The following is a 12,839-nucleotide window of genomic DNA, read 5'->3' on the forward strand; positions in this document are numbered from 1 at the left end:
ACGATTTTACTCGCTTAACAGCGTGTCCACCATTCGTGGGTAGGATCATGTTCCTAGTCTTCCCCTACCAACAGCGTATCTGCCGTTCTTCTCAAACGCACAGTTACTAACGAACTTTGTCAGTGTTTCAAGACATTGATGGGAAACATCACGCAGCGACCGCCCCAGATAATCCATAGAACAGCACCAGTAGCCAGCGTAATGTATTTGCTCAGGACGCGTTAGGGTTTGCCCTGATGACTCCCGGACCGTCTCTTCATCCAGTTTATAGAGCGGTATCATTTAATTCTGCAAAATCCTGGAGGTAAGAACTTCTCTAGAATTAACGTGACTTTCTGGTGCTGATGAAGGCCGCTGAAATATGCAGAGCTAGTTCTGCGTCATATTCCAGTACAGAGGAAGCTTTATCGCTGCCGTGTCTGACCGCCGGTTCGGATTAAAAGATCAGACAAATGCATTTTTAAAATAACGTTATCTAATAACAAAAAAGAAAAGTTTAATTTCTCAAAAAACTTTAACACTTGATATTCATTCCCCAACTAATTTAGCATTTAAATTTTCAATAAATAAGCGAATATTCATTTGTCACCCAAGAACTATAAATAAAAAATTACAGCACTACCTGCTTAATACCCCCATTGTATTAACCTCGTTCACGCCACTCGTTTTCTAAAAGCAACGGGTGCTTGATGATATATTGCCAGGCATCTTCTATCGATTTTAGTATGTCTACATGACTAATATATTTTTTACCTTTTGGGCCATACCCCTGTTCATTATCCCGTAAGCGGGGAATTTCTCCCAATAATAAGGAGATAAAACGATCTATCTCCCAGAGACCGTAGTGAGTATCACCAGAGAAACAAACGCCATTTTTTGTATTAACCAGGCTAGGAATATACGTTGGCCAGTTTAAGAAAATTGGTTTTTTGACCGCATCCGACCATACATGGCAAAACGTGGCGTAAGTCCGGCGCTGTAATAAAGGGTCTTGAATAAGAACAATATGCTGCGGTTTTAATTGTATCTTTTCCAACAACGCGCGGGTGAATTTTGCATTTTCACCCGTATTACTTGAGGCATCTTCCAGAAAAATCCGCTTCTCGGGCAAATCCCAAAATCGGGTGGCAATATCATAAAAAAACGCCGCTTCTGAGCGCAGATTACCAGTATCTATCTCTCGATAACGAGGATGCTTTTCAATGGCCGCGGCAAGTAAAGGAGTAGAGTGACCAATGCCGCCGGAAAGAATCAGCGGAATATCGTGCTTTTTCGCCAATAAACAAGCGCCGTCGATGGTGGTTAATACCGCATTACCGGCCAAAATAATGGCGTCGGCAGTTATTTTATCTCGACGGGAAGAAAAATCATCAACCGCAAGCCAAGAGGCGATGACATTTATAGCAGCAATGACATCTTCAGGCATTGCAGGAAACTTCGATGCGGCTAAACCTTCGGCGTTCATATTTCCCCCTGGCAATCAACTTCCGCAACGCCGCCTCTTACCTGGCATGGTCGGCGGGGAAGACCACCCCGGTCTGACGACGAATTTCCGTCAGTAGTTCTGCCACGATCCGTGAATGCTCCAACCCTGGATGTTCAACGTTACGCGACGCTACCAGAGAGGCAAAAGTTTCCGCCTCAGACACCATACTATTGGCAGGCTGCGGTTGACCGAGTTCACGCCGGCTACCGTCTCTCATGACAAGCGTAACACGTTGACATTCGGATAAGTGCTCAATAACCAGAGTACCCTCTTCCCCCTGGATTTCGCTAGGAATGGCCGTGTGGCTGACTTTAGAGTGGATGATGGTTACATCGAAATCACCATAGTTCAGAATTACGCTGCCAAGTCCGTCAACGCCACTTTCCAGCAGGGTAGCGCTTGCCAGCACGCTGTTCGGCCTCCCCCATAAAGCGACGGCAAAGGCCAGGCAGTAAAAACCTATGTCCATGATGGAACCGTTGGAAAAAGCCGGATTGAACGTATTGGGGTTCTCGCCGGCCAGATAACGGGGATAGCGCGAAGAGAACTGACAGTAGTTCAGCAGCGCCTTGCGCAGCTTGCCCAACCCCGGCAACGATTGCTTTACTACATTGAAGTTAGCGAGACTGGCGGTCTTATAGGCTTCGAACAGGACTACCCGCTTCTCACGAGCGCAGGCTATCATCCGCTCCGCTTCTCTCCAATTCGATGCCAGGGGCTTTTCACAGATAACATGTTTGCCATGTCTGAGAAATACCAGGGCCTGTTCGCAGTGAAGCGAATTAGGGCTGGCAATATACACGCCGTCGATAAGATCTGAACGAGCTATCTCTTCCAGTGAGCTGAAAAGAGCGCCAACGGTATAATCCACCTGAAACTGCCGCGCTTTCTCCGGCGAGCGCGCATAAATGGCAGTCAGTTTCATTTTGCCCGTTTCATGGGCCGCATCAATGAACTTGCGGGTTATCCAATTGGTTCCTACGATGCCGAAACGAATCATCAGAGTTATGCCCTCTAAGCGAACGTGAAAGAATCCAGGTTGTCGTGATAAATTGACGAAAAATGAAGCTTGCGACAAGAATTATTTAACAGCGGCATATTATATAGTGAATTGCAGAATAAATTGTTTTCCCGCATTCCGTTTTGTTATTACCAACGGGCTAATCTCATTAATTTACTTATAAAAATTCACCAGCAACACATATACTACCGAAAAATAACGCCCCCGATATTACGCGCGGCCTCCAGGCAGGCGTCGGGTGTTTTCAGCTCCGGCATCAGCAGTATTTCAGAGGTCGCCACCGGCGCGCCGCAATAGTCGAAAATACCCTGTACTATCTGCGCATTAAACGCCTCGGAATAGCCGCGTTTTTCGAATGTGCTTTGGTTGGCGCCGCCCAGCGCAATAAGATGCACCGGCAAATGTCCCAGCTTCTTTACCACGTTGCCGTCAGCCGTATCTTCATAGGCCCAGCCGTTTGAAAAAACGCGATCGATCCACCCTTTCAATAACCCCGGCATCGACCACCAGTAAATGGGAAATACCAGCACCAGCGCATCCGCGTTGTCGATGCGCGCCTGCTGCGCAACCACATCAGGCGGCGTTGCGCCGGTCTGCTGAAAAGCCGCCACATCTGACGCAGAAAAAATCGGGTTAAAGCCCTCCTGCGCAAGATCCGCTATTTCAAACGAATTTTGCGGATTTGATTCAGCGATCCCTTGCGCAATTGCGGCAGCGACGCCGTGGGTCAGTGAGGTATTAACAGGATGAGAAACGACTATTAATGCATGCATTGCGGGTACTCCCTATTGTCATGAAAGGGTGCCGGAGGTAGTCTTATATACTAACAGCAACCTACCAATAGTAAGTTACCTTTGGTATATAAGGATGTCAACGGGAAATAGCGGCAATGTCCAGACCACGCGTACGACAGCGTTTATCAAGAGAAGTACGTCATCTACAGCTGATAGAAGTCGCATGGAGGATTGTTCGGGAAGAAGGCACAGAAGCGCTGACTCTCGGGCATCTGGCGGAAAAGGCAGGCGTGACGAAACCGGTGGTTTACGATCACTTTACCAGCCGTTCCGGGCTTTTCGCCGCGCTTTATAAAGAATTCGATCATCGCCAGACGGCGCTGATGGATGAAATTATCCGCCAAACAGAGCCGACGCTTGAGAAACTGGCGTCGATCATCGCCACATCGTACATTGAGTGCGTGCTGCTTCAGGGGCGTGAAATGCCCAACGTTATGGCGGCGCTCAACGGCACTCCCGAGCTTGAACAAATCAGACAGGAATATGCCGCTACCTTTACGGAAAAATGCCGCGGGCTATTTACTCCGTTCTGCAATCATCCTCTCAGCGACGCAACCCTCCGGGCCATGCTCGGTTCCGCCGAAGGGTTATCTTACGCCGCGGTTAAAGAGGTCATTACCGAACAGCAGGCAAAGGATGAACTGTTCCACGTGATTATCTCTATGGTGCAGAGGCACCGCGCCGCGCGCTAATCTGGCTGTCTTTCAGCACAATCAGCGGCTCGATATCACTCTCTTTTTTAATCACCAGCGAATCATCGCCGCGCAGGCAGGTGCCGCCGTAATTGCCGCCGACGGTAAAGGTACAGACCTGAATGTACTTCCCGGCGACATTGGGCAGACACCACAGCTGCTGGTAGATATTTTTCCGATCGACGAACTTGCCGGAAGTCTTATCCAGCACTTCATCGTGATGACTGACCAGGTCAATATTGCTGCCGCAGCGCCCGGAAATCGGCTTGATCGCATAACCGGTTTTCGCCAGCTCTTCGTTCACCGTAAAATCGGTATCCAGCAGATAGCGATGATGCGGGAACAACGACCAAAGCACCGGCAGAATCGCTTTGTTGCCCGGGATCACCGTCCACAGCGGCTCAAAGACCATCACTTCGGGACGCATCAGCACGTCGATCAATCGCACCTTATTATCCGGGTGCCCGGTACGGATCGGCACCGCCGCATATTCGGCGGCGCTGACCTCGCGCACCTGTTCAATAACGGTCTCCCAGGCCCAGGTTTTCCAGACGCAGTTAACCAGCCGGCCATCGCCATCGATAAGCCGCCCGGCATCATCCCAGCGCAGCTCATCAAGCCCGTAGAGAATTTTGCTCTCAAAGCCGGCCTGCGTCAGGGCGCGTTGCATAAACCCGGCGTGGTAATTCTCTTCCAGGTCCTTGTCCTGCATGATGTGGACAAAAGGCCGCGCCAGGCTGTGTTTCCACGCGCCGGTCAGCTCGCCGAGCAACTCTTCCGCCGGGTTATGCCCTTTGCCGGGATATCCCTGACGGGCCCACTGTTCGAGGATCAGCCCGCCTTCGGTGTGGCAGGAAGCGGAATCGGCATTATATTCATAGACTTTCAGACCACGCTCATCCATGCAGAAGTCCATGCGCCCGGTGATCATATCGTGCCGGCGCCGCTGCCAGGAGAGCCGTAAACGCGGCCACAGAATCTTGGGAATATCGAAAAGCGCCAGCAAATCGTCATCTTTCATCACCTTATCGGTGGCGTGCAGATACATCAGATGCAGCTCATTGGTCGCCTTGATCAGTTCCTGCTCAGCGCATTCGGTGATGGTGAAATATTGATAGGGATCCTGGTTGATAACGTGGCCGCCATTCGCCTGCACATAGGCCATCTGCAAGGGATCCCGCTCGTCCAGCCACTTGCCGGCGAACTGACCCCGATTGTCCAGCCGCGCGCCGTGAATGGCCAACGCCTCTCCGGGGATGGTCGGCTGCGGCAGGCTGTGCTCCGTCTCATCGGTCTGAATCATCCAGCCGAGGATAGTGGTGTCATCGAAGGTGTCGTGAATGGTGTAGCGGCCGTCGCTCACTTCCAGCGTCAGCTCGCGCGTCCACTGCTGCCCTGCGGGTAACGGCGTGTCAGTCACGTTCTGCTCGGCGACGCGAACCTTATTGCCCACCAGTTGGGTGATTACCGCCACGTGGCCGGTCTGGTAAAATTCGCCGCCTTTTTGCCAGATCAGCAGCGCGCCGGCTATCGGCGGACGCTGAGAGCCGTTGGCAAAGGCCTGTAAAGGCAGGATATTGTCATTAACGACCTGGCGCAAAAAGCGCAGAGAGAAGATTTCATACGCCATGCCGACGTCGGTAAAGACGAAGCCATGGTTCAAAAACAGAAAACGGCGGGCGAACTCGACGCACTGCCACTTATGCCCCATATATTCGTTGTCGATATAGCTGCGAAACGAGGCGTCGCCCGGCATATTTTGCCGGTCCAAACTTCTGTAATTCGATGAATAAATCGCCACGCCGCCCGGCGCATACCCCAACAACGTGCCGAATGGGGCGTCACTACCTGTTGCTGCTGTGCTCATTGCCTGACCTCAAATTAATGCAGCCCGGACAGTTGGCGGTAGAAAACCCCTCTATTATCCCGTCCAGGCAATACCCGACAGAGGTGGGATTATGATAGCACTCATTCAATAGGATAATGGCGCCAGGACAGAAAATTACCCGACTATCCGCGTCGCTGAATCCGGCAATATCCCGCGCTATCTGACCATGGCACGGTAATTTGATCCAGTCGCTGCCAACGGGATTATCAATCCCTTTAATTATCGCTTATCCAATGCCATTCTTAATGCTAATCCAGCCAATACCGTCCCCATTAACCAACGTTGCATAACCATCCAAACTGGACGGCCGGTCAGGAAAATCGCTATTGTTCCTGCAGATACTGCTATAACGGCGTTTACCGAGACACTAATAATTATTTGTATAAATCCCAATGCAAGCGATTGTGTCAGCACGCTCCCATGCTCGGCGTTAATAAATTGAGGCAATAAAGATAAATACATTATCGCTATTTTAGGATTAAGCAGATTAGTAATAAATCCCATCATAAAGAGTTTGCAGGGACTATCTTTTTCCAGTTCACGAACCTGAAATGGTGAATGCCCGCCGGGTTTAATTGCCTGCCAGGCCAGATAAAGAAGGTAAGCGGCGCCCCCAATACGAAGAGCATCGTAGGCATAAGGAATGGTTATTATCAGTGCGGTAATCCCAAACGCGGCGCAGAACATATAGAAAACAAAACCGAGGGCCACACCAGACAGAGATATCAGGCCGGCGGTCCGCCCCTGGCAGAGGGAGCGCGAGATCAGATAAACCATGTTCGGCCCCGGAGTCAAAACCATCCCCAGAGCAACAAAACCAAATGCGATCATACTTGATATATCAGGCATTTCGACCCCCTCGTACCATTTTAATACCCATAACCATAATCGAAACATCGAAAAACACAATCGGTAAATTATTTTATCGCCGCAGTCCGATATCCAGTATTCGCCCTTGCCACTTCCCCCCGTTTATCGAGATAAAAATATAAATACGCCGACACCATTAGAATTAAAAACTATATATTTAATTTTTACAGAATTAAATTGCAGTAAAGCGCCGTTGTACGGTTTCATATCCCCACCGGAGAAATGCTGAACGATAAAGGCTTTCTCCCTTGTTTATAACCATTCAGAGATTAAAGGTGAATATGATGAAAGTACGTACCACGTTAAAAGCAATTACGGCGCTTGTTGGTTTTTCCACACTGTCTATGGCTTTTCTTCCTGCCGCGCAGGCGGTCCAGGGGGAAGTCGGCGTCGGGAAAAACTTCACCGACGTTAATATCGGCCAGGGACAAGAGACCTCCGGCTTATATATCAACGGCGGATGGACCAAAAACAACCAGAACGGTCGCGAAGTCGCCGGGGGCGAAGGCGGCATTAATCTTCCGGCGGGCCCGGCGATGGTTAATCTGGGCGCGCAGGCAAAATATATCAAAGGCTCCAAGGGGAATTCAGAAGGCGTCGCCTTCCCGGTCGGCGCGGGAATCAAGGTGCCATTTACCGATAGCGTCGGTTTTTATGCCAGCGGCTATACCGCGCCGCGCCAATTAAGCAATAGCGCTAAAAACTATGTGGATGCGGATGCCGGATTCAACTGGTCGCCGGCCAGCCCGCTAACGTTAAAAGCCGGTTACCGTTATATCGGTATGGATGGAAAAAATTCCCGCGCCAATGAACGCCTGATTGACGGGCCTTATATCGGCGGCAAAGTAAGTTTCTAAGTCTGGATACTATCCAGTAATGGAAAGCACCACGGATATAGTGCGCGCTTGAAAACGCGCACTCACTAATATATCAGGATTTATTCATGACTCGCAGAAAATGTTATTTCTGGCTATTGGTGGCGATTATTTTTGAAATATTCGCCACCAATATGCTGATATTGTCTGATGGCATAACGAGAGTTTTACCTTCGTTATTAGCCACACTGGGTTATATGGTGTCCTATTACACGCTGACATTATCGCTGCAACGTATATCTCTGGGATTTGCCTACGCCTTATGGTCCGGTATCGGTATTCTGGCGACGAATATTCTGGGAGCGATTTTCTGGGATATTCCGCTACAGACCATCAGTATTATCGGAATGTGGTTAATTATTATCGGAGTATTGATTATTAATATATTGGCAAAAAATGACGCGGGAGTAAGCCAATCATGATGCCGTTAATCGTATTGACCTTCTGGCTGTTTATTGCCGTGGCGCTGGAAGTCACCGGCACCAGCCTGCTTATCAAGACACGAAATTTTAGCCGGTTTCTCCCTTCATTATTGACCATCTTCGCTTATCTGGGGTGCTTCTATGCGCTGGCGCAGGCCATGACCATGAGCTCGCCGGGGCTGGTCTATTCCCTGTGGTGCGGTTTGGGAATTGTGTTGGTGGCGTTTGCCGGATTTATTTTCTATCAACAAAAACCGGATAAATACGGCGTTATCGGACTCTGTTTCATTATTTCTGGTTGTATCATTATGGGGATATTTAAATGATGACCTATCAAGAAACCCATTTATTACCGCGCATCGCCGCATTGCGCGCCCGCTATTTAAAAGCCAAACCCTTTATTTCCATCTCGCGGGCACGTGCGGTAACCGACGTTTACCGGCGCAATCCCGGTATGCCGGCCATTCTGCTGCGGGCGATGGCATTTCGGCGCGCCTGTGAGACCGCGCCGCTGGTAATCGAAGACGGAGAGTTGATCATCAGCCATCCGGCCGGACGCGCCCGCGGGGGAGAAATTTCGCCGGAAATCGCCTGGCGCTGGGTTGCCGAAGAGCTGGAAAGCATGGCCACGCGGGCGCAGGATCCCTATTTCATCAGCGAGTCCGACCAGCAGGAACTGCGTGAGCATATTTTCCCCTTCTGGCAAGGGCGTTCGCTGGATGAGATGGCCGAAACCCAACTGCGCCAGGCCGGGCTGTGGGCGTGGAGTAATGACGAAGGCATTTGCGATCTTACCATCAAAACCCAGAACGGCGGCGGGGATACCTGTCCGGGGTACGACAATATTCTGCTGACGCGGGGTATGGGCGGCATTCGTGCGCAAGCGGCGGAAGCGCTGGACGGCCTGCGGGCGGTGGCGGATGACACGCAGGAAAAACGTTATTTCTATCAGTCGGTTATTCAGACCTGCGACGGCGTGATCGAATATGCCCGGCGCTATGCCGCTTACGCCGGACGGCTGGCGGAAAAACAGACCGATCCGCTGCGCCGCGCCGAATTGCGGCAACTGGCGGAGATATGCCTGCGCGTACCGGAACATCCTCCCCGCAACTTCCATGAAGCGTTGCAGTCCATCTGGTTCGTGCAATCGCTGTTTATTCTGGAAGAGAACCAGACCGGCATTTCCCTGGGCCGGGCCGACCAGTACCTGTGGCCTTATCTGGAGGCGGATCTGGCCGCCGGCGTATTGACGCAGGAGCAGGCCGAGACGCTGATCTGCTGCTGGATGATTAAAATGTCGGAGTGCCTGTGGATTTGCAGCGAATCGACGGCGATGTATTTCGCCGGATATCAGCCGTTTATCAATCTGGTGGTGGGCGGACAGCAACGTGAAGGCGGCGACGCCACCAACCCGCTGTCGCTGCTTTTTATGGATTGCTCGCGCAAACTGAAGCTCTATCAGCCCGGACTGGCGGTCAGGATCCACAATCAAACGCCGGCGCATTTCCTGCGCAAGGTGGTGGATGTCATTCGGGCGGGCATGGGCTTTCCGGCCTGCCACTTTGACGACGCGCATATCAAGATGATGCTGCGTAAAGGCTTTGACTATGAAGATGCGCGCGACTACTGCCTGATGGGCTGCGTGGAGCCGCAGAAGTCGGGGAAAATCTATCAGTGGACCTCGGTCGGCTATACCACGTTCACCAGCGCGATCGAGCTGGCGATAAACAACGGCAAAACCGCCAGCGGCGCGCAGGTCGGGCCGCAAACCGGCGAGATCGCCACGCTCGCCGATTACCGCGCCTTCGAGGACGCGGTGAAAACGCAGCTGCGTCATATCATACGTCAGGCGGCGGAAGCGACGCTGATGGTGCAGAAACTGCATAAAGCCCACGCGCCGAAGCCGCTGATCTCCTGTCTGATCGATGGATGCGTCGAGAGCGGTAAAGACGTGATGCAGGGCGGCGCGTTCGTCAACAACGGCCCCGGTCTGATCTGGACCGGCCTGGCGGATTTCGCCAACTCCATGATGGTGATGCGCGAACTGGTCTATCGCCAGCGCCGGGTGACGCCAGTCGAGATGGCCGATGCCCTGAACAACAATTTTCAGGGCCAGGAGGCGCTGCGCCATGCCTGTCTACAGGTCGATAAGTTCGGCAACGACATTAAAGCGGTCGACCTGATCGCCCGCGATCTGATCCGTTTCATCGAGTACGAGCACCGCAAATACCCGATGCTCTACAGTCCCTTTACTCACGGCACCTTGTCCATTTCCAACAATACGCCGTTTGGCCTGATGACCGGCGCGCTGCCGAGCGGGCGTCTGGCCGGGCAGCCGCTGGCCGACGGCATCAGCCCCGCGCAACAGTCTGATATCGCCGGTCCGACCGCCATTATCAACTCCATCAGCCGCCTTAACGTGGAAGAGATGGAGATCGGCATGGTGCACAACTTCAAGCTGATGTACGGCCTGCTGGATACGCCGGAAGGCGAACAGGGGATCATCAATCTGCTGCGCACCGCCAGCCAGCTGGGCAACGCGCAGATGCAATTCAGCTACGTGGACAACGACACGCTGTTGAAAGCGCAGAAAAATCCCGATGCCTATCGCAATCTGATGATCCGCGTTGCCGGATACAGCGCGTTTTTCGTGGAACTTAGTCGTGAGGTACAGGATGAAATTATCAGCCGCACCGTGCTCCGCCGCTTCTGACGCGTCTCAGACGACGGGGAGACTCTTCAATATTCAGCGTTTCTCGCTGCATGACGGACCGGGGATCCGCAGCGTGGTTTTCCTGAAAGGCTGTCCGTTGCAATGCGTATGGTGCGCCAATCCGGAGGGAATTAGCCCGCGGCAGGATGTTTTTGCCGGGCGATGTCCGCAGAGCGCCCCGCGCCATATCGGCGAAGTGAGAACCGTGGCCGATGTGCATGCGCAGGTCATGGCGGATGAAGCCTATTATCGGACATCCGGCGGCGGCGTCACCCTGAGCGGCGGAGAAATGGCGATGCAGCCCCTCTTCGCCAGAGAATTGCTCGCGGCCTGCCGCCGGGATGGGGTACATACGGCGGTGGAGACGTCGGGATTCGCGCCCTGGTCGGCGCTGTGGCAGGCGTGCGAGTTCAGCCAGCTGATCCTGTTCGATCTCAAACTGGCCGATCAGCAACGGCACGTCCGCTACACCGGCGTCGGCAATCAGTGGATTCTGCTCAACCTGAAACGGCTGCTCACCGGCAGCATTCCGATTCGTCTGCGCATTCCGGTGATCCCGGGCGTGAACGACGATCCGCCGCAGGCGGAAAAAATGATGTCGATGATCCGCGCCCTGACGGCCGGCCATAGCGCATTTACCGGGATCGACCTGTTGCCGTACCACAGTTTCGGCGTCGGCAAGTACGCGCTGCTGGGTAAACCCTATCGGTATGCGGAAATGCATCCCGATGCCGGCAACGCCAATATCGCAACGCTGGAAAACGCCGCGCAACGCCATGGGCTGACTGTTACGACGCTTTCTCACTGTATCGCCTAGAAAGGCGACCGTCGCATTCAGCAAGGCCGACAAGCCTCGTCTCCTGAAAAGGCGCATCCAATGCCGGATGCGCCGGGATAGCCGTCGGCCAAATCGGCGTTTTTCCTCTCTGACGTTGCGTACATTTATTTTTCTCAGGTCATAGTCATGAATATTTTCACTGGAAAAGAAAATCTGTTTAACCGCCTGATATTGCTGGGCGTACTGATTTCCGGCAACGTGCCGGCCGCCCCTGTAACGGTGGTGACGACGGCCGGCGCGGCGCAGGCGGCCGCCGAGGTGGAGAAAACCTATTTGGGCCGGGTGGAGGCGATTCGTTCGACGCCGATAGTGGCAAGGGTGCAGGGATTCATCGCGCAACGCCATTTTCACGATGGCGATTGGGTTAACGCGGGCCAGGCGCTGTTTGAGATAGATCCCGCGGAACAAGAGGCCGCGGCGACGCGAGCGCGCGCCGCCGTGACCAGCGCGCAGGCCAACGTCAACAATGCGCGCCTGCATTTCAATCGGCTTAACCGCCTGACGGCGGCACAGGCGGTCAGCCAGGCGGATAAGGACAGGGCGAAAGCGAATCTGGAGGTGGCGCTGGCCGCATTGAGCAAGGCCAACGCCGATCTCGCTACGCAGCGGATCACGTTAGGCTATACCCGGATTACCGCGCCGTTTAGCGGGCGAATCAGCCACAGCGCCTATTATCCCGGCACGCTGGTCGGCCCGGCGACGGGAAGCTTAGCGACCTTGACGCAGTTGGATCCGTTACGCGTGGTCGTCTCGATCAATGAGCCGGACTACCTGCGTGAAGTAGCGCAGGGAACATCGCCTCAGAGCAGGACACTTGAGGATATTTCCCCGCAGTTGCGGCTCAGCGACGGCAGCCGCTATACGCATACCGGCCGTTTCGATGCCTGGGACAACGCCATCGACCCGCTAACGGGCACGGTGGCGCTGCGCTTACAGTTCCCTAATCCTGATGAAAAACTGTTGCCGGGCGGTGTGGTCAGGGTGGTGATGCACTCCTCCTCTCCCGCGCCGCTAATGATCCCGGCGGCCGCGTTGCAACAGGATAAAAACGGTCATTTCGTGATGATCGTCAACGCCCGGTCCCTAGTTGAAAAACGGCGCGTCACGGTCGGGGCGCCGACGCAGGGGATGTATCCGGTCATATCCGGGTTGTCAGACGAGCAGCGGGTCATTGTGTCCGGCATTCAGCATTTGCAGGCGGGCGATGCCGTCACGCCGTCGACGCAATCCTAAGGAGGGG

The 12,839-nt window shown here is 53.4% G+C and carries 12 protein-coding genes; 7 read left to right on the forward strand and 5 right to left on the reverse strand.

The genetic code is table 11. The features are described from left to right. Positions 1-643: 643 nt before the first annotated feature. The 3 genes from DDT56_RS18330 to DDT56_RS18340 all read right to left on the reverse strand — a co-directional run bounded on the left by DDT56_RS18330 (position 644) and on the right by DDT56_RS18340 (position 3,280). Positions 644-1,465, reverse strand: a complete 822-nt coding sequence (locus DDT56_RS18330) for a YdcF family protein (RefSeq protein WP_246856817.1) — start codon at positions 1,463-1,465, stop codon at positions 644-646. Positions 1,466-1,502: 37 nt separating this feature from the next. Beyond that, positions 1,503-2,486 (reverse strand): Gfo/Idh/MocA family protein, encoded by a 984-nt coding sequence (locus DDT56_RS18335; RefSeq protein WP_136167862.1) that lies wholly within the window; start codon positions 2,484-2,486, stop codon positions 1,503-1,505. 206 nt (positions 2,487-2,692) lie between these two features. Then, complete coding sequence (locus DDT56_RS18340; RefSeq protein ID WP_136167863.1) at positions 2,693-3,280, reverse strand: NAD(P)H-dependent oxidoreductase; 588 nt, start codon at positions 3,278-3,280, stop codon at positions 2,693-2,695. A 116-nt stretch (positions 3,281-3,396) separates the two neighbouring features. Between DDT56_RS18340 and DDT56_RS18345 the strand changes: the two genes are divergently transcribed. Continuing rightward, positions 3,397-3,993, forward strand: coding sequence for a TetR/AcrR family transcriptional regulator (locus DDT56_RS18345; RefSeq protein ID WP_136167864.1), 597 nt, complete (start codon positions 3,397-3,399; stop codon positions 3,991-3,993). On the opposite strand, the gene gss is transcribed toward DDT56_RS18345, so the two are convergent. Both gss and DDT56_RS18355 read right to left on the reverse strand, forming a co-directional pair. After that, positions 3,962-5,860 (reverse strand): bifunctional glutathionylspermidine amidase/synthase, encoded by a 1,899-nt coding sequence (gene gss, locus DDT56_RS18350; RefSeq protein ID WP_136167865.1) that lies wholly within the window; start codon positions 5,858-5,860, stop codon positions 3,962-3,964. The two genes, DDT56_RS18345 and gss, sit on opposite strands and share 32 nt — an antisense overlap. A 240-nt stretch (positions 5,861-6,100) precedes the next feature. Beyond that, complete coding sequence (locus tag DDT56_RS18355) at positions 6,101-6,730, reverse strand: LysE family translocator (RefSeq protein ID WP_136167866.1); 630 nt, start codon at positions 6,728-6,730, stop codon at positions 6,101-6,103. A gap of 302 nt (positions 6,731-7,032) precedes the next feature. Here DDT56_RS18355 and DDT56_RS18360 point away from each other — a divergent pair, with 302 nt between their 5' ends. From DDT56_RS18360 to DDT56_RS18385, 6 genes are all read left to right on the forward strand, one after another. Next, entirely contained in the window at positions 7,033-7,608 is a 576-nt protein-coding gene (locus DDT56_RS18360; RefSeq protein ID WP_136167867.1) for a YfaZ family outer membrane protein, read from the forward strand. Positions 7,609-7,694: 86 nt separating this feature from the next. Next, complete coding sequence (locus DDT56_RS18365; protein WP_136167868.1) at positions 7,695-8,048, forward strand: DMT family transporter; 354 nt, start codon at positions 7,695-7,697, stop codon at positions 8,046-8,048. Then, positions 8,045-8,374, forward strand: a complete 330-nt coding sequence (locus DDT56_RS18370; protein ID WP_136167869.1) for a DMT family transporter — start codon at positions 8,045-8,047, stop codon at positions 8,372-8,374. Before DDT56_RS18365 ends, DDT56_RS18370 begins: the two co-directional genes overlap by 4 nt. After that, entirely contained in the window at positions 8,371-10,761 is a 2,391-nt protein-coding gene (cutC, locus tag DDT56_RS18375) for a choline trimethylamine-lyase (protein WP_246856818.1), read from the forward strand. Before DDT56_RS18370 ends, cutC begins: the two co-directional genes overlap by 4 nt. Then, positions 10,724-11,578 (forward strand): glycyl-radical enzyme activating protein, encoded by an 855-nt coding sequence (locus DDT56_RS18380; protein WP_136167870.1) that lies wholly within the window; start codon positions 10,724-10,726, stop codon positions 11,576-11,578. Before cutC ends, DDT56_RS18380 begins: the two co-directional genes overlap by 38 nt. Before the next feature lie 147 nt (positions 11,579-11,725). Next, positions 11,726-12,832, forward strand: coding sequence for an efflux RND transporter periplasmic adaptor subunit (locus tag DDT56_RS18385; protein ID WP_136167871.1), 1,107 nt, complete (start codon positions 11,726-11,728; stop codon positions 12,830-12,832). Positions 12,833-12,839: the final 7 nt, after the last annotated feature.

Origin of the sequence: Brenneria corticis (assembly GCF_003115855.1) — a bacterium.
Taxonomy (GTDB): domain Bacteria; phylum Pseudomonadota; class Gammaproteobacteria; order Enterobacterales; family Enterobacteriaceae; genus Brenneria; species Brenneria corticis.